Genomic DNA, 16,362 nt, shown 5'->3' with positions numbered 1-16,362 from the left:
CGTTGTGCGGTGTGACGGCAGCGGGTCGCCCCGCTGCCGGTGACGCATCAGGACTCGGTGGCCCGACGGTCGGTGATCAGGTTCATCTCGGCCTGCGCGAGGAAGCGCGCGGCCTCCTGGTCGGTCGTCGGCATGCCGTTGGCACCGCCGTCGAGCAGCCGGCCGAGCATGGCCGCCTTGCGGTTGCCGCCGATGCCGAGTGCGTGCGCGGGCTGCGCGTCGAGCGGTCCGCGCACTTCGAGGAGCCGCACCACGATGTCGTCGCGCTGGAAGATCGTGCTGCTCTCGACGGGGCTCGACGCGTCGTCCGCCACTTCCTCGTCCTGGCCGGCGAGCAGCCTGGCCAGCGCCATGCCACAGCCCTCCTTGGCCTGGTAGAACAGCGAGTGCCGCTGGACGTCCTCCGGGGCGTGCCGTCCCGCCGTCACGTGGTGGACGGTCGGTAGTGCTGCCCGGGTGAAGAACATCCGGGCGGAGTCGGGATCGCTGAGGTCACGGTCCTGCTCCAGGTACGGGTTGATGGCCTCCTCGACGGCCCTGACCTCGGGCTGACGGGAGACGTGGCGCAGAGCTGCCATGAGGTCGCCCTCGACCTCGACCGCTCGTACGACACGGTTTCCGTGCATGAAGAGCGAGGTACGGCGCAGCCGGGTGTTCTCGTCGACGCGTGCCTGCGGGGAGTCGTAGTCGGAGAGGATCTTCGCGACCATCTCCTCCGTGCCCGGCTTCACCGTGAAGGTGAGTGCGTGGCGCACGACGCCGTCGCCCAGTCGCGGAGCGGACTGGAGGCGGCCCTTCGCAGGCTCGGGGGTGCTCTCGAACGCGGCCCCGGTCTCCCGCAGGACGCTGAAGCGAAGGGAGCGCGTGTCGCGCACGCAGCTGTGCAGCGGCTGCACCGTCGCGACGTGCTCCTCGCTGTTCACCCAGGCCAGGAAGGGCGGTGCGCTCTCCCACTCACTGGTGATCAGCCACTGCGAGGGGTTCTCGATGGACTGGCACAGCTGGTCGCTGATGTGTCCGGGAATCGAGGCCACCTGGTTGCGCATGTGCTCGTACGCCTCGAGGAACTGGTTCTGGGCGCCGTCGTGCAGGTCCAGCAGCAGTATGACCCGGAGCCTCGAACCGTCGAAGGCGGACTGAGATATCCGTTCCGAGAGGGTTGTCATCTTTTCGCTCTCCTTCGAGACGGTGCGGAGGCCACGTCCCGTGGCCTCTCGTCATCCGTCGGTTTCGGTGGAAGCGGCGCAGGTCCCTGCCCGCCGGCGCGTGACATCCGCCCCCGCATCGCGAGCATCGCTCCCGCGACTGATCGTGGAACGCCGGTACGGGCAGCGCGAGATTTATGAACCGTTCAGGTGAGGCACCGTCCGAAGTCCGGCCGAAGGCCTCCTGCAAGGGCATGGACACTGCATCCGTCCCGCGTCCGAGCTGGAGCAACTGATGAACGAGAACGTCGACCTCCGCGTACCGGTCCTCATCGTGGGCGGCTCCCTGGTGGGCCTGTCCGCCTCCCTCTTCCTGAGCCGGCTCGGCGTCCGCCACCTGCTTGTGGAGAAGCACAGCAGCACCTCGACCCACCCGCGGGGGCGGGGGAACAACGTCCGCACGATGGAGCTGTTCCGGGCCGCGGGCGCGGAGCAGCTGATCCGCGACGCCGCATCCGTGCTGGCGGACAACCACGGAATCCTTCAGGCCGGGTCGCTCACGGGCGACGACCAGGAGTGGCTCTTCAAGGAGATCGACCCGGGCGGCGGGCTTGCCAGGTTCAGCCCGAGCGGTTGGTGCCTGTGCAGCCAGAACGACCTGGAGCCCGTGCTGGTCACCCATGCGCGGGCTCAGGGCAGCGAGCTGCGGTTCTCGACCGAGCTGATCACTTTCGAGCAGGACGCGGACGGGGTCACCGCCGTACTGAAGGACCGGGCGACCGGAGAACTCACCACGGTGAGGGCGGACTACCTCGTCGCGGCCGACGGTCCGAGGAGCCCGGTCCGGAAGCAGCTGGGCATCGGCCAGACGGGGCCGGGCGACCTCTTCCACAACGTGAGCATCACCTTCCGCTCGCGGCGGCTGGCCTCCGTGGTGGGTGACCGCCGCTTCATCGTCTGTTATCTGACCGACCCGGAGGCGGACGGGGCGCTCCTGCCCGTGGACAACGAGGAGAAGTGGGTGTTCCACGCGCCGTGGCAGCCCGACCGGGGTGAGACGCTGGAGGACTTCACCGACGAGCGGTGCGCGGAGCACATCCGACGGGCGGTCGGAGCGCCGGACCTGGATGTCGAGATCACGGGCAAGGCCCCCTGGCACGCGGCCGAGCGGGTCGCCGAACGCTACGGTTCCGGCCGGGTCTTCCTCGCCGGCGACTCGGCGCACGAGATGTCCCCCACCGGAGCCTTCGGGTCCAACACCGGTATCCAGGACGCTCACAACCTGGCGTGGAAGCTGGCTGCCGTGATCGGCGAGGCCGCGGGGCCTGAGCTCCTCCAGACGTACGAGGCGGAACGGCTGCCGGTGGCGAAGGCCACGAGCGCGCGTGCGTCGGCCCGTTCGGGAGAACACAGCCACCCGGGGTACGCCGGATCACCCGGGCCTGGCGGCGGCCGTAAGGGCGGCGGCATGCTCACCGTCGCCCTGGGTTACCGCTACGTGCGGGGCGCCGTCCTGGAGGTCGATCCCGGCCTTCCGGTGGTCCCGGAGAGCATGAGCCTCACGGGCGAACCCGGCACCCGGGCACCGCACATGTGGCTCGGCCGGGGCGGCGGGCGGGTGTCGACTCTGGATCTTTACGAGAAGTCGTTCGTGCTGCTGTGCGACGCCCTGTCTCCGGACTGGCGTGCGGGGGCGGAGCAAGTGGCGAAGCGCCTGTCGGTCCCCCTCCAGGCCTTCGGGATCGGTTCAGCCCCGGACGCAGACCTGAAGCCCGAGGACGGGGCCGACTGGTCCGCCGTCCACGGCACCTCCGCCGAGGGCGCCGTCCTGGTGCGCCCCGACGGATTCGTGGCCTGGCGTTCCGAGGGCGCGGCGGCGGACCCTGAAGCGACGCTGTACGAGGTCATGCTGACCTTGCTCCACCGCGGCTGACGCGGCGACCACGTCGGCGGGCCCTCGTGGAACCCCGTTGGGCAGGTCGGGCGGTGTCCAGCGGTCGACGGGTCTCGGGCGGCGCCTTACGAGGTCAGCAGCGGTCTGCAACTCCGCGCAGGACAGCATCCGGGCAGTGCGCGGGCTCGGTGGGCATGAGGATGCGGGCTGCTCTCTCAAGATGGCCGGCAAGGTCGCGGGCTGACCGGATGAGGATGAGGCCAAGGTCGCGTGAGGCAGCAGTGGGGCCCGCTGGTGCAGACGCATGATGACCGACGGAAGTCGGTACCGACTGCCTCGGCATCACCGATCCGGCCGGCGTCGACGAGGTGGTCCTGCAGGTACGGAACGCCGGGCCGACCAGGCGGTACGGCCCGTGGACCGAGCGGCTGCGGTCGACACCGGCTGCGCTCGGCCTCGCGCCCGTCCGCCGGGCGGCGCACATACCTGGTGTGGTCGAAGTGGCAGTCGGCCGTTGCACCGGGGCGGGCGGTTACCGGAGTGGCTCGACGCCGTCCGCCAGGACGACCTGCCAAGCCTCTGGACGATCTCCAACCTCGTGCGCGGTTCGCGGCGTGATGGCAGCGCCGGCTCGCCAGGCCTTTCGTGGTGGAGATGAAGCCGCGTGGGTTGATCACGTCGGAGCGTCGGGTCACAGGGCTTGAGGTGGCTGTGATCGCCGATCCCGTACCGGAGTGGCGGGCCCGGAGAGATGGTGAGCTGCTCGACGGACCGGGCCGGCGTGCGGTCGGAGCGGGCGCGAAGGACACGTTGGTCCTCGTCGACCGAATCCTTGCCACTCTCGTTCATCTGATTCACGGAGTTGCCCACCTGGGCCGCCTGCTAATTCAGGTGGAGTAGCGCATTCGGTGATCTTGCCCTCTCCGGGACGGTTGCCCGCCGTCCTCACCCCAGAGATGCGTCTCACAATGTGGCACGGGCGTTTGACATTAGATGAGCTTATGGTCAATAAAGGTGATGCTTTGGCCACTTATTCACACCCTGTCTCCCAGGGACCGTGAGGGCTGCCCGCCTAGACGAATGAGTACTACCGTGTCCCAGCCCGCCCCCGACCGCGCATCCATCGACCCAGCGGAGGAATGGGACGCCTGGCGTGCCGGGCGCCACCGCGCGCTCACGTCCCCGACAGGCAATCTCGCCCTGGTCGAAACCCGCTGGGCTCCGGCGGGCGAGGTCCCGGACGTGGCCCACGCGCGCGCGGGTCTGCCGGACACCGTGACCGTCACCACACTGCGGCGGACGGACCGGGTCACCGGCGAGGACGAGCACGGTCTGCGGTTCTGGGACGCCGACGCGCCCGCCATCCGCCACTTCGACCGGGTCGACGCCTTCCCCTACGACCCCGCCTGGGTCCTGGAAGCCTCGTACACGCCCGTCGCGGGTGCCCGGCGCATCGCCTTCGAGCACATCCGGGACAACGGCGGCAGCCGCGACCTGGTCGTCCCCGGCGACATCACACTCACCGTCGACGGCCGCGCGTACACGCTCAGCGCCTTCGACGACGACGGCACCCTGCTGCTCGTCTTCGGCGACCCGACCAACGGCGACGTCACCTACGGGGCCGGCCGGTTCCTCTTCGTGCGGCGTACGGACGACGCCGGCAGGGTCGTCCTCGACTTCAACCAGGCCTTCGTGCCGCCCTGCGGATTCTCCGATCAGTACAACTGTCCGATGCCGCCGCGGCAGAACCGCTTCCACCTGCCCGTCGAGGCCGGCGAGAAGCTCCCTGTCTTCCGTGACGGCTTCGACGCCCAGCACTGATCACCCCGCAGCTCCCCGCACCGAAAGAGCCCTCGCCCCATGAGCACCAAGAAGAACGTCCTGTACGGCACCGCCTCCGTCGCCGCTCTCGCCCTGACCCTGACCGCCTGCGGCGGCTCCGGCGGGTCCAGCGCCTCGGGCGGCACCTGGGACAAGGACGCGGTCGTCAACATCGGCTCCCTCTACGAGCCGCAGAACCTCGACAACACCGCGGGTGGCGGCCAGGGTGTCACCGAGGCCCTCAACGGAAACGTCTACGAGGGCCTGTTCGGGCTCGCCGACGACGGCAAGATCGACAAGCTCCTCGCCCAGGACTACGAGATCAGCGCCGACGGTCTCACCTACACCTTCACCCTCCGCGACGGTGTGAAGTTCCACAGCGGCAAGGAACTCACCAGCCAGGACGTCAAGTACAGCCTGGAGAAGGTGCTCGCGGACGACTCCCAGTCCGCCCGCAAGAGCAATCTCGAGGTCGTCAAGGACATCGCCACCCCGGACGCGCGGACCGTGAAGATCGCGCTGTCCAAGAAGTCGATCTCCTTCGTCTACAACCTCTCCTACGTCTGGATCATCAACTCCCAGGCGAAGGACCTGAAGACGACCGAGGACGGCACCGGCCCGTACACCCTGGACAAGTGGACCCGTGGCTCCGCGCTGAGCCTGAACCGCTTCGCCGGTTACTGGGGCGACGCCGCCGCCAACAAGCAGGTCGTCTTCCACTACTACAAGGACGCCACGGCGCTGAACAACGCGCTGCTGACGAACGCCGTCGACGTGGTCACGAGCGAGCAGTCGCCCGACGCCCTGGAGCAGTTCAAGAGCAACGGCAACTACAAGGTGAACGACGGCGACTCCACCACCAAGCTGCTGCTGGCGTTCAACGACAAGGCCAAGCCCTTCACCGACGTCAAGGTGCGCCAGGCCGTTTCCGCCGCCATCGACGACAAGAAGCTCCTGGAGTCCGTCTGGGGCGGCTACGGCAAGCAGATCGGCTCGATGGTGCCGCCCACCGACCCCTGGTACGAGGACCTCACCGACGTCGACGCCCACGACGTGACGAAGGCCAAGAAGCTGCTCGCCGAGGCCGGTTACGCCAAGGGCTTCAGCTTCACCCTCGACACCCCCAACTACGACCCGCACCCGACGGCGGCGACCTTCATCAGGTCCCAGCTCGCCAAGGTCGGCATCACGGTCAAGATCAACACGATCACTCCGGACGAGTGGTACACGAAGGTCTACAAGAACCACGACTTCGCGGCCACGCTCCAGGAACACGTCAACGACCGCGACCTGGTCTGGTACGGCAACCCCGACTTCTACTGGGGCTACGACAACCCGCAGGTCAGCAAGTGGGTGGAGCAGGCCGAGGAAGCCTCCAGCACCGCCGAGCAGACCGAGCTGCTCAAGAAGGTCAACCGGCAGACCGCTGAGGACGCCGCCAGCGACTGGCTGTACCTCTACCCGCAGATCGTCGTCGCGAACAACAAGCTCTCCGGCTACCCGCTCAACGGCCTGAACTCGCAGTTCTTCGCCTACGACATCAAGAAGACGGGCTGATGGCGCGCTATCTGCTGCGCCGGCTCGCCTTCCTCGCCGTATCGCTGGCCCTGGCGAGCGTGGTGCTGTTCGTGCTGCTGCGCATGCTGCCCGGCGACCCGGCCAACGCGCTCACCGCGGTGGGCGCCGGCCCCGAGCAGATAGCCGCGGCCCGCCACTCCATCGGTTCCGACCGCCCGCTGCCCGAACAGTTCACCCACTGGCTCGGGCAGCTCGCGAGCGGCGACCTCGGCACCTCGTTCGTCAGCTCACTGCCCGTGGGACCCGAGGTCACCGCCCGGCTGGACGTCACCGTGCCACTCACCCTGGCCGCGTTCGTCCTCGCCGTGCTGGTCGCCGTACCCACGGGGTTCGTCGCCGCGTACAAGCGGCACACCTGGTACGGCGCGCTGCTCAGCGGCGTGTCCCAACTGGGTATCGCGATACCCGTGTTCTGGCTCGGCATGATCCTCATCGCGGTGTTCGCGCTGAACGCGGGCTGGCTGCCCTCCGGCGGCTTCCCGCAGGACGGCTGGTCCGATCCGGCCGAGGCGTTCCGCGCCCTCGTCCTGCCGGTCGTGACCATCGCCCTCGTGATGAGCGCGTCCCTGATCCGCTACGTCCGCTCCGCCACCCTCGACGTCCTCGGCAGCGACTACCTGCGCACGGCGCGCGCCCTCGGCTCGTCCTTCGGCCGCGCCCTGTGGCGGCACGGACTGCGCAACGGCGCCGTGCCTGTAATCTCCGTCCTCGGCATCGAACTCGCCTCGACGCTGCTCGGCGCCGTCGTCGTGGAGTCGGTGTACGCGCTGCCGGGCCTCGGCTCCCTGCTCGCCACCGGCATCGCGCAGCACGACTACCCGGTCATCCAGGGCGTGCTGTTCGTGTCCACCCTCGCGGTGCTGGTGATCGGCTTCGTGGCCGACCTGGTCCAGCGGATCATCGATCCGCGGCTGCGCGGCCGACTTTCGGGAGGTGCCCGATGACCGGCACGGACCTGCTCACCCCCACGAAGCCACCCATGAAGCCCTCCACGAAGCGGCGCTCACGGTGCTCCGCCACCCTCGCCGTCGGGTGCGTACTGGCCGGTCTGATCGCCCTGCTGGCCGTGGTGTCGTTCTTCTGGCTGCCCTACGACGCCGAGGACACCTCCGGCGGACGGCTCGCCGGGCCCGGCGACGGTCACCTGCTCGGTACCGACAAGCTCGGGCGCGACCTGTTCACCCAGGTGATGACCGGCTCCCGCATCGCCGTCGAGGCAGGGCTCGGCTCGGTGACGATCGCCGCCGTCATCGGGGTCACCCTGGGCGTGCTCGCGGCGTTCGCACAGGGCTGGATCGACGACACGCTCTCGGCGTTCCTCGACATCCTCATCGCCTTCCCGACGCTGCTGCTGGCGATGCTCATCGTCGCCGCACGGTCGGCGACGCTCGGCTCGGCGGTCCTGGCGATCGGCCTGGCACAGAGCGCGGTCGTGGCGCGGCTGGTGCGCATCCTGGTCAAGCGGGTCCTGGCCCAGGACTACATCACCGCCGCCCGTACCTCCGGCACCTCCTGGCCGCGTACGGTCCTCTCCCACGTCCTGCCCAACATCTGGCCCACACTGGTGGTCAACCTCGCCCTGCAGTTCGGCCTCGCCGTGCTCGCCGAGGCCGGGCTCTCCTACCTGGGACTCGGAGCACCGCCGCCCAACGCGTCCTGGGGCCGCATGCTCCAGGAGGCCCAGGCCACCTTCACCACGGCACCGGCCGGTGCGCTCGCGCCCGGCGTCCTGCTCGTACTGCTCGTCATCGGTGTGAACCTCGTCGCCGACGGCCTGCGTGACACCCTCGACCCGGCCGCCCGGCGGAGGCGCACGTGACTCTCCTCGACGTACGCGGACTGACCGTCCGCGCCCCCGACGGGCGGACCCTGGTCGACGACCTGTCCTTCGCGGTGGCCGGTGGTGAACGGCTCGGTCTCATCGGCGAATCCGGCTCCGGCAAGTCTCTGACCACGCTCGCCGTGCTCGGGCTGCTGCCCGGCGGCATGACCTCGAGCGGCAGCGTGGAGCTGGCCGGGACGCAGACCGTGGGGGCCGGCGAGAAACGGCTCACCGCCGTACGCGGGCGGGACGCGGCCGTGGTCTTCCAGGAGCCGCTGACCGCACTGGACCCGCTGATGCGGCTGGGCCGCCAGATCGCCGAGCCGATCGCCCGCCGCACAGGCCTCAAGGGCAAGCAGCTCCGCGGGGCCGTGCGCGACGCCCTCGAACAGGTACGGCTGCCCGAACCCGACCGCATCGCCCGCGCCTTCGCGCACGAGATATCCGGCGGCCAGCGTCAGCGCGTCGCCCTCGCGATGGCTCTGGCCTGCGAACCGAAGCTGCTCATCGCCGACGAGCCCACCACCGCTCTGGATGTGTCCGTGCAGGCGGAGATGCTGGAGCTGATCGACGGCCTGGTGCGGGAACGGGAGATGGCCGTGCTGTTCGTCAGCCACGACCTCGCCGTCGTGGCCAGGGTCACCGACCGGGTGCTGGTCATGAAGGACGGCCGGGCCGTCGAGCAGGGCGCGGTCCACGACATCGTGCGCGCGCCACGCGAGGAGTACACCAGGGCCCTGGTCGCCAGTGCCCGGAAGCTGGAGTCCGCCCTGGACCTGAGGAGCCCTCGATGACACCGGTGCTGGAGCTGAAGGACGCGGCGGTGCGCTACCGGGGGGCCGCCGCCGACGTGGTGCGGGACGTGTCCCTCGCCGTCGAGGCGGGCGAGAGCCTCGCGCTGGTCGGCGAGTCCGGCGCGGGCAAGACCACGCTGCTGCGCCTGCTGCTGGGCCTGGCCCGCCCCACGGCCGGCACGGTCCGCTTCGACGGTGCGGACCTGAAGCCGCGCGACCGCGAACAGATGCGCCGCTTCCGACGCAGCGTGCAGTGCGTCTTCCAGGACCCGTACTCCTCCCTCGACCCAAGCCGGAAGGTCGGCGCGATCGTCGCGGAACCGTTGCGCTCCCTCGGGCTCGCCACCCGTGCCACGGCGGCGCCCGAGGTGGCCGCGGCGCTGGAGCGCGTCGGCCTCCAGGCGGACGCCGTCGACCGCTACCCGCACGAGTTCTCCGGCGGCCAGCGCCAGCGCATCGCCATCGCCCGGGCCACGGTCTGCGACCCACGCGTCCTGCTGGCCGACGAACCGGTCAGCGCGCTTGACGTCACCACCCGGGTGAAGGTCGTCGACCTGTTGGCCGAGCTGAAGGAGGAGCGGGGGCTGACGATGGTGATGGTCTCTCACGACCTCTCAGTCGTGGCCTCCTTGTGCGAGCGCACCGCCGTGCTGGAACGCGGCAGGGTCGTCGAGCAGGGAGCCACCTCCCAGGTGCTCGGCGAACCCGCGCACCCCTACACCCGCCGGCTGATCGAGAGCGTGCCGCGGCTGCCCATCTGACCCCCGGGGCCACCGCACCCCCGACGACCGAGGCGTCCCGTGATCGTCCGTCTTCGGCTTCAGGTCCATGACCGGGGTGCCGGAGACCGCGCCGAGGCCTTCGTAGACGGTGCTCGTGCTGCGGAAGGCACCCCGGTCGGCCGTGTGCTGGGGGGCGTTCGTGCTGGTGCGGACTTGTACCTGTGTCGCTTTCGTCCTGGACGAGTTCTCCACATGATCGTCAACACGACGCCGTACCTGTGGAACGACCGGGATCAGTGCGGTGGTCCCGGTCGTCCGCCGTTTCCAGGCCGTTCCCCGGCTCAGACCTGGTTGAGGCCTCCGTCGACGGCGAGCTCGGCGCCGGTTATGAAGCTGCTCTGCGGCGAGGCGAGGAAGAGCACCGCGTCAGCGACCTCCTCCGGGCGGCCCAGCCGGCCCAGCGGGACCATGCCGGCGAGGTGAGCCGTGAAGCCGGCCGCCCCGATCTCCTCGGGGGCGACGCCGGCGAGCCCGGGGGTGTCGATGGGGCCCGGGGTGACGGTGTTGACCCGGATACCCCGGCCCTTGAGCTCGTTGGCCCAGGTCCGGGCGAAGGAGCGGATGGCCGCCTTGGACGCCGCGTAGACGCCGAACGCCTCCCCGCCGCTGACGCCGTTGCTCGAGCCGGTCAACACCACCGTGGCGCCGTCGTTGAGCAACGGCAGCGCCTTCTGGACGGTGAAGAGCGTTCCCCGGACGTTGACGCCGAAGATCTGGTCGAAGTGCTCCTCGGTGATCTGCTCCAGCGTCGCGAACGAGGCAATCGCGGCGTTCGCGAACAGCACGTCGAGCCCCTGCCCACGGTCACGGACCGCAGCGAACAGCCGGTCCAGGTCGGCGGGGTCCCCGACGTCGCCCTGAACGCCGGTCGCAGAGCCGATGACCTCGACAGCCGCGTCCAGCTCGGCCTTGCGCCGGCCGGTCACGAACACGTGCGCACCCTCACCCGCCAGCCGTACGGCGGTCGCCAGACCGATGCCGGTGCTTCCGCCGGTGACAACGGCGGTCTTTCCTTCGAGCTGTCCCATGACAGCACCTCCCCAGTTCAGTACCGATCGGTACGGTACCACTTGAGTATCGATCGGTACGGAATAGGTATGCTGGTCGACGTGGACAACAGGAAGAAGGCGCGGGCGGGCCGGCCGAGAGGGTTCGACGCCGAGGAAGCCCTCGAACAGGCGCTGATCGTCTTCTGGCGGCAGGGCTACGAGGGCGCCACCCTCACCGACCTGACAGAGGCCATGGGCATCACCCGCACCAGCATGTACGCGGCCTTCGGCAACAAGGAGGAGCTGTTCCGCAGGGCCGTCGACCGCTACACCGAGGGACCGGGGGCCTACGTGGCCAGGGCCCTGGAGGAGCCGACCGCCCGGGCTGTGGCCGCCGCACTCCTCAACGGCGCGGTCCGGGCCACCACTCGCCCCGGCTACCCGACGGGCTGCCTGGGCGTCCAGGGCGCCCTGGCCACCGGCGCCCCCGGGCGACGGGCCCACGACGTGCTGACCGCCTGGCGCAACTACGGCGGGTCCTGCGTCGCCGACCGGTTCCGGCGCGCCGTCGCCGAGGGCGATCTGCCACCCGGCACCGACCCGGACCGGCTCGCTCGTTACCTCACGTCCGTCTCCTACGGGATCTCCGTCCAGGCCGCCAGCGGCATCGGCCGCGACGACCTCCAGCAGGTGGCCGACACCATGCTGCTCAACTGGCCCCCGGCGACCTTCGCGTGACCACCATGGGGATCGTGCCGTACAGCGGCGACGCACCCACCCTTGCGAGCACATCTGCAGGCACATGTTCGGCCTGCTGCGGCAGCTCGACGCTGCCTGCCGCACTGGTAACGACCTCACCGAGGCGAGCGAGGAAGCGTTCCGGCAGCACCCGTGTGCCGAGGTCACGCTGAGCTTTCCCGGCACGGGCGTCCGGATCGACGCCCGCCTCCTGGCGACTTCGGCGACGCCCCGGCCCGGTTCGCCGGCACCCGAGCGGTGAAGGCGGGGCAGCTCTACGTCGGGCGCGCCGGATCGAGAACAACCGGCTACAGGACGCCGGCTGCTTGTGGCCGTTCTCGGTACTCGCCGCCTCCGGTGGGGCCAACGCCCACTACCGGCGCCGACGCGGACGTGGGGACTGGCACGCGCAGGCCCTCCGGCACCTCATCAACCGCATGACCGGCCAACTGGGTGTGCTGCACCGCAGCTTGCGCAGGAGAGGCCGGAATCTGATGGTCGGCCTGTTGGCCCAGCTCCTCGTCCGCGGCTTCCTGGGCCACCGTGGCCGTGGCGGTGAACACCGCTGCCCGAGCCGACGGTGGCCCACGGCCTCAGCCCGTCTTACGGCGCGGATACCGGCGGTCGGCAGTCCCAGCTCACCGGTGTGCTGTTCCAGTGACCGTAGGCCACACCGTCGTCAGTGAGCGCCGTGACGCCGCCCGTGGCGTACGGGGTGGTGTCGGTGGGCAGGGAGCGCACCGTTCCGTCCGGCTCGGTCAGCCACAGTTTGGCGTCGGGCACGGTCAACTCGACCACTGCTCCGCGAGCGTTGACCGCCTGCGGTGTCCCATTACTGAGCTGCTCGGGGTCTGTGGCACCCGCACGCCACAACAGACTCGAAGTCACTCCGATCCCCGGGATGTCCTGGCCGAGCACACTTCCATTCCGGATGGCGACAGCTGTGGAGCTGTGGGCGGGGTTGACCTCCTGTAGCCGCTCCACCGTGCCGTCGGGCAGCCAGCGCACCGCGTGCTCTCCGCTCGCGCCGCTGCTGAAGCCGACCAGCGTACCGTCGTCGTCGATGTCATTCGCCCATCCCGAAGTGTCGCCAGGCAGCAGAGCGAGCCGGCGTACGGAGCCGTCGGTGGACCACACGACGGGAACGGTGATGCTGCCGAGGCTGCTGACGCCCGCGACAGCGCCGTCGGCGTTGATCGCGCTCGGGTAGCTCTCGGCCTGTGCAGTCAAGCCGGGGAGAGGGCTGAACTCTCCCCCGTGGTAACGCCACCCGGTTCCCGCCGGATCGTCACCGGTCGTGATCGTTCCGACGACGTCCCCTTGGGTGTTGACTCCCGATGCGCCGGTGTGCGCCGTTCCGAGATCCTGCGGCACACCGTTCGTCCACCGCAGGAGATGCGTGGTGTACGTCGCGTCATAGGCGTGTCCCACCTGGTGACGACCCGTCGGGTCGGAGTCAACGACGTCAGCGCGCTGAGTCCAGGACGGCGAGGTCAACATCTGCATCGGGCAGTTCGAGGAAGCCGCCTGGGGCACCGGTGCGGCGGACGCGGTCGTGACCGGCACGGCCACCCCCGCGGTGGCACTCAGCGCGACGGCCAGCAAAACATGTCTGGCGTTTGCTATACGTGTGAACCTCGGGGCTCCCTCTCCGCGGCAGGTCGTACATCTCGAAGGAGATCACGAGAAGGACGCAGACAGACCTGGGTTCCGCTTGGCCGTCACCCGGCGTTCGCCCGCTGTTCCAGCCGAATCTCGTGCAGCGGCAGGCTACCTGGACGGCTTCGTGTGCAGGCCTGCTTCCTTGGCACCCCGACCGACGGCGACGGCCGCCTTCGACACCCGCTCCGTCGTCGGGGAGTGCCTGTCCCCCATGGGTCCGCGCTGCTGCTGGCGTGGCCGGTTCGCCCAGGCGGGCCTGCCCGGCTCAAAGGCTGTCAACGCTGCTGCCGTCCCGCCTCGTTCACCACTGAAGGCGCCGAGATCAAGGCGTCGGTCCGCCAGTTGCCTGCTGAGCACTGTCACGCTGGTCGTGTTCGTGCCCGGAACCGGACCGAGAGCGCCGCCCGGCGCGGCATCGCCCCGTTCGTGCCGGCGTCGACCGTGCGCCGCCGCCGGCCCGGGACGCGCTCAAGTCCTGGCAGCACCGTGCCTGGATCTTCATCACCGGCCCGGCTTCCGGTTGAAGGCCGCCTGGGTGCTGGGCCTGTACGCCCGAACCTGGCAGGGCGAACAGCCGGGCGATGACGAGTACGCGATCAGCGCGGACGAGACGGACTCCGTCCAGGCGCGGTGCCGCCGCCATCCCACCCTCACCCCCCGACAGGCAGGCGCGATGCGCGTCAATGACACCTTCGGGCGCCGCTGTGCCCTGGCCAACCTCGCCGCGCAAGGCATCCGTTCCTTGACGCCTCCGACGTATACACCGACTGCACCGGCGGCCGTGCGCTGCGCTCCAACAGCGACTGCTGGGGCCGGCCTGCTCGCTCCGGACGGCGTGGGTGTACACGAAAGCGGCCGGTCAGATCGGTGCAGGCAGGACTCGCTACCTCGTCCGATGCGGAAGACTGCGTCCATGAGAGACACCGTTTTCAGACGTAGGAGCGGCTGGATCCCGAACGTGATCCGCGAGGACGATGAGCTGAAGCTGATGCTCGGTGCCGGGGCCGACGCCAACCATGCGCCTCGCACGTTCACATTCTCGATCGGGGAAGCCCATCTTGCGGTGATCCGGGAGGACCTGGCCAGACACCTGCTGCTGTGGAGTGCTGTCCTTCCGCTGTGCGACGCCGCCGGAACCCAGGGCCGGCTCGACGAAAGCGCTGCCGTCGCGCTCCTGGACCCGATCCTCCTATCCGCGCCCGCAGACGTCGACGCGCTCTTCCAGCGCATCCGGTGGGACAGGGGTCGGCTCATCGCGCATGGGGCTGACATCGATCTGCTCGAGCGCGGTCAGGTCTGCGCGGCGATGCGCGCGGCTACAGAGACCTCCGACGGGAGACGAGCTCAGGAGTACCACGCGGACCGCCGTCGCGCCGAGCGCGGAGTAGTACTCGGTCCACTCGACGCCGCCCTTCTGATGTACACGGGCCAGTACCTGCACGGCTCGACGGTCCCGAGGCGGATGCCCGATGCCGTCGATCCCGCGCTGCTGCCCGAGGTCATGCGTGTGATCGCCTCCGCGGAGCAGGCGTGCGCCGGGATGCGGATCGGCCGCGATCCGCGACGGGGAAAGCGCGCCACGGACAAGCTCGCCTGGGATCGGATGGCGACGACGGTCGACGCAGCCGTGCGCCGTGCACACCCTGAGCTCGTCGATGACGCGGTGCGTACCGTGAGCTTCCTGATGTGCTCGGAGGCCGCGGACCATTCCAGGAGCACGCCCATGGAGGATGGCGAGGAGGCTGCCGGCGACCGCGCCGACTTCGGCGAGAGCGCGAGGAAGACGATCCTGTCGTTCACCGACGACAAGGGCGTCGAGAGGAAGTGGTTCGCTGACAACCCCCGCACTGCCACCGCGGAGTTCTGGGAGTTCGTCGGCGATCGCTCTGCCGCGGACAACGAAGTCTTCACCATCGAGGACGAGGAGATGGGCGAAGGGATCCAGCTCCACTTCTACGCGGACTCCATCGCCCGGATCACGACGGTGCACGAGGGTGAAGGCGGCTCGGATCCGGAGTACCAGGTCGAGTACAGCCTGGTCGACGGGATCGGCGGGTACCGAAACCTCGTGAGCGCCTTCGTCCGCGGCGGCTGCGCCGCACTCGAACAGCACGGCCCTTGGATGACGGATGCCGCTGAGTTCGAGCGCGCCCGCCGGCGTCGCAACGCCCATTAGCCCCAGCGGGAGCCCGCGCACACGCTGTCGGAAGGACCTGCTGGGAAAGAGCGGGTACAGAAGTCCGCGCACTGGCTGGCGCAGCCGCTGACTCAGCCGCATCGTTCGACCCGGTGGCCGCCCGGCAGTTCCTTGCGCTCTGCACGGGTGGCACGGCTTCCGACGCCCCGAGGAGCAGCGCCGGGCCTGCGGCCATCAGGTAGCGGTGGGCCAGGTCCGCAGCAGAGCGGCGATCTTCCCGGCGGTGCAGGCCGGATCCAGGAGCAGGTCCCTGAGGGCGACAGCGTCCGCGCGAGCGGGCTTGACGGCAATCCCGGCGGCCTCGAGATACATGACGCCGGTGGCGGCGGCGACGGCCATGTTGGAGCGTTCCAGCCAGCGGCAGCGGCCGAGGGTGTGTACCAGGGCGGCGGCCTTGGCGTAGGGGCCGTCGTAGATGGGCTGCTCGAACAGTTCAGCCCGGTGGCGGGCCACAGCCGAGACCGGGACGCCGTAGTCGTCGGGGGCCGGATCGTTGACCCCGGCAGCCTCGGCGACCTGCAAGATCCAGGGGACGTCGATGTGCAGGTCCATCAGGCCGCGCGCGCTCCCGCAGCAGGTTGCCCCGCGTCTTCTGCTTCGTCGAAGAGTGCCTGGTGTTCGGCCAGGAAGCGGGCAGCTGCGTCCATCGCGTGGGCGCGCAGACCGCTGGCATCGTCCTGCACCAGGCGGGCGAGGTAGTCGCCGATACTCAGTCCCAGGTCGGCGGCGCGCTTCCTCGCGAGTTCCGCGACGTCCTCATCCACGCGAGCGCCCAGTTGTGTCTTCGCCATACCCGCATGGTAACAGCTGTTACCGAATTGCTCGGGTAGCCGTGCCGAACGCCACCCGCCCGCCCCTCTCCCGGTCGGCGCCTGCGAGACGTGGCGGCCGCGCCGCCAGGACTCAGCTGCCGACCCGCCACCTGGACATGCTCTTCCCC

At 69.7% G+C, this 16,362-nt stretch carries 15 protein-coding genes; 10 read left to right on the top strand and 5 right to left on the bottom strand.

Translation table 11 applies throughout. The annotated features are described in order from the left end of the window. Positions 1-47: 47 nt before the first annotated feature. Entirely contained in the window at positions 48-1,166 is a 1,119-nt protein-coding gene (locus OO67_RS30095; protein ID WP_033304907.1) for a SchA/CurD-like domain-containing protein, read from the bottom strand. A 274-nt stretch (positions 1,167-1,440) separates the two neighbouring features. Here OO67_RS30095 and OO67_RS30090 point away from each other — a divergent pair, with 274 nt between their 5' ends. The 7 genes from OO67_RS30090 (at position 1,441) to OO67_RS30055 (ending at position 9,815) form a co-directional block, all read left to right on the top strand. Beyond that, a complete protein-coding gene (locus tag OO67_RS30090; RefSeq protein ID WP_033304906.1) occupies positions 1,441-3,078 on the top strand; it encodes an FAD-dependent oxidoreductase in 1,638 nt (545 codons plus the stop codon). Positions 3,079-4,119: 1,041 nt separating this feature from the next. Further along, positions 4,120-4,860 (top strand): DUF1684 domain-containing protein, encoded by a 741-nt coding sequence (locus OO67_RS30080; protein WP_033304904.1) that lies wholly within the window; start codon positions 4,120-4,122, stop codon positions 4,858-4,860. A gap of 39 nt (positions 4,861-4,899) precedes the next feature. Further along, positions 4,900-6,417, top strand: a complete 1,518-nt coding sequence (locus tag OO67_RS30075; protein WP_033304903.1) for an ABC transporter substrate-binding protein — start codon at positions 4,900-4,902, stop codon at positions 6,415-6,417. Further along, on the top strand, positions 6,417-7,382 hold the full coding sequence (locus tag OO67_RS30070) for an ABC transporter permease (RefSeq protein WP_033304902.1): 966 nt from the start codon (positions 6,417-6,419) through the stop codon (positions 7,380-7,382). The genes OO67_RS30075 and OO67_RS30070 overlap by 1 nt, the downstream gene beginning before the upstream one ends. Next, positions 7,379-8,257 (top strand): ABC transporter permease, encoded by an 879-nt coding sequence (locus tag OO67_RS30065; RefSeq protein ID WP_033304901.1) that lies wholly within the window; start codon positions 7,379-7,381, stop codon positions 8,255-8,257. The genes OO67_RS30070 and OO67_RS30065 overlap by 4 nt, the downstream gene beginning before the upstream one ends. Next, positions 8,254-9,054 (top strand): ATP-binding cassette domain-containing protein, encoded by an 801-nt coding sequence (locus OO67_RS30060; protein ID WP_033304900.1) that lies wholly within the window; start codon positions 8,254-8,256, stop codon positions 9,052-9,054. Before OO67_RS30065 ends, OO67_RS30060 begins: the two co-directional genes overlap by 4 nt. Beyond that, positions 9,051-9,815 carry an ABC transporter ATP-binding protein gene (locus tag OO67_RS30055; RefSeq protein WP_033304899.1) on the top strand — a complete coding sequence of 255 codons (765 nt, stop codon included), beginning with the start codon at positions 9,051-9,053 and terminating at the stop codon, positions 9,813-9,815. Before OO67_RS30060 ends, OO67_RS30055 begins: the two co-directional genes overlap by 4 nt. 302 nt (positions 9,816-10,117) lie before the next feature. Here OO67_RS30055 and OO67_RS30050 read toward each other — a convergent pair whose 3' ends face one another. Then, positions 10,118-10,864, bottom strand: coding sequence for an SDR family NAD(P)-dependent oxidoreductase (locus OO67_RS30050; RefSeq protein WP_033304898.1), 747 nt, complete (start codon positions 10,862-10,864; stop codon positions 10,118-10,120). Positions 10,865-10,945: 81 nt separating this feature from the next. On the opposite strand from OO67_RS30050, the gene OO67_RS30045 reads away from it, so the two are divergent. After that, positions 10,946-11,563: a TetR/AcrR family transcriptional regulator gene (locus OO67_RS30045; RefSeq protein ID WP_033305025.1), complete on the top strand. Its 618-nt coding sequence runs from the start codon at positions 10,946-10,948 to the stop codon at positions 11,561-11,563. Between the two features lie 64 nt (positions 11,564-11,627). Next, a complete protein-coding gene (locus OO67_RS30040) occupies positions 11,628-11,825 on the top strand; it encodes a hypothetical protein (protein ID WP_033304897.1) in 198 nt (65 codons plus the stop codon). A gap of 341 nt (positions 11,826-12,166) precedes the next feature. On the opposite strand, the gene OO67_RS30035 is transcribed toward OO67_RS30040, so the two are convergent. Beyond that, positions 12,167-12,994 carry a hypothetical protein gene (locus OO67_RS30035; protein ID WP_157841747.1) on the bottom strand — a complete coding sequence of 276 codons (828 nt, stop codon included), beginning with the start codon at positions 12,992-12,994 and terminating at the stop codon, positions 12,167-12,169. Between the two features lie 1,144 nt (positions 12,995-14,138). On the opposite strand from OO67_RS30035, the gene OO67_RS30030 reads away from it, so the two are divergent. Then, positions 14,139-15,401 (top strand): DUF6357 family protein, encoded by a 1,263-nt coding sequence (locus OO67_RS30030; protein ID WP_033304895.1) that lies wholly within the window; start codon positions 14,139-14,141, stop codon positions 15,399-15,401. A 195-nt stretch (positions 15,402-15,596) separates the two neighbouring features. Here the strand turns inward: OO67_RS30030 and OO67_RS30025 are convergent, their stop codons facing one another. Then, entirely contained in the window at positions 15,597-15,974 is a 378-nt protein-coding gene (locus tag OO67_RS30025; protein WP_033304894.1) for a hypothetical protein, read from the bottom strand. Then, positions 15,974-16,213, bottom strand: a complete 240-nt coding sequence (locus OO67_RS30020) for a hypothetical protein (RefSeq protein WP_033304893.1) — start codon at positions 16,211-16,213, stop codon at positions 15,974-15,976. Before OO67_RS30020 ends, OO67_RS30025 begins: the two co-directional genes overlap by 1 nt. Positions 16,214-16,362 lie beyond the last annotated feature (149 nt).

Origin of the sequence: Streptomyces atroolivaceus, assembly GCF_000717025.1 — a bacterium.
Taxonomy (GTDB): Bacteria; Actinomycetota; Actinomycetes; order Streptomycetales; family Streptomycetaceae; genus Streptomyces; species Streptomyces atroolivaceus.
This window is presented reverse-complemented; position numbering and strand designations above follow the sequence as displayed.

What these genes read in the sequence shown, in the direction of transcription:
- OO67_RS30095 (WP_033304907.1), bottom strand. Translation starts at nt 1,166, where the DNA reads ATGACAACCCTCTCGGAACGGATATCTCAGTCCGCCTTCGACGGTTCG.
- OO67_RS30090 (WP_033304906.1), top strand. Translation starts at nt 1,441, where the DNA reads ATGAACGAGAACGTCGACCTCCGCGTACCGGTCCTCATCGTGGGCGGC.
- OO67_RS30080 (WP_033304904.1), top strand. Translation starts at nt 4,120, where the DNA reads ATGAGTACTACCGTGTCCCAGCCCGCCCCCGACCGCGCATCCATCGAC.
- OO67_RS30075 (WP_033304903.1), top strand. Translation starts at nt 4,900, where the DNA reads ATGAGCACCAAGAAGAACGTCCTGTACGGCACCGCCTCCGTCGCCGCT.
- OO67_RS30070 (WP_033304902.1), top strand. Translation starts at nt 6,417, where the DNA reads ATGGCGCGCTATCTGCTGCGCCGGCTCGCCTTCCTCGCCGTATCGCTG.
- OO67_RS30065 (WP_033304901.1), top strand. Translation starts at nt 7,379, where the DNA reads ATGACCGGCACGGACCTGCTCACCCCCACGAAGCCACCCATGAAGCCC.
- OO67_RS30055 (WP_033304899.1), top strand. Translation starts at nt 9,051, where the DNA reads ATGACACCGGTGCTGGAGCTGAAGGACGCGGCGGTGCGCTACCGGGGG.
- OO67_RS30050 (WP_033304898.1), bottom strand. Translation starts at nt 10,864, where the DNA reads ATGGGACAGCTCGAAGGAAAGACCGCCGTTGTCACCGGCGGAAGCACC.
- OO67_RS30040 (WP_033304897.1), top strand. Translation starts at nt 11,628, where the DNA reads ATGTTCGGCCTGCTGCGGCAGCTCGACGCTGCCTGCCGCACTGGTAAC.
- OO67_RS30030 (WP_033304895.1), top strand. Translation starts at nt 14,139, where the DNA reads ATGAGAGACACCGTTTTCAGACGTAGGAGCGGCTGGATCCCGAACGTG.
- OO67_RS30025 (WP_033304894.1), bottom strand. Translation starts at nt 15,974, where the DNA reads ATGGACCTGCACATCGACGTCCCCTGGATCTTGCAGGTCGCCGAGGCT.
- OO67_RS30020 (WP_033304893.1), bottom strand. Translation starts at nt 16,213, where the DNA reads ATGGCGAAGACACAACTGGGCGCTCGCGTGGATGAGGACGTCGCGGAA.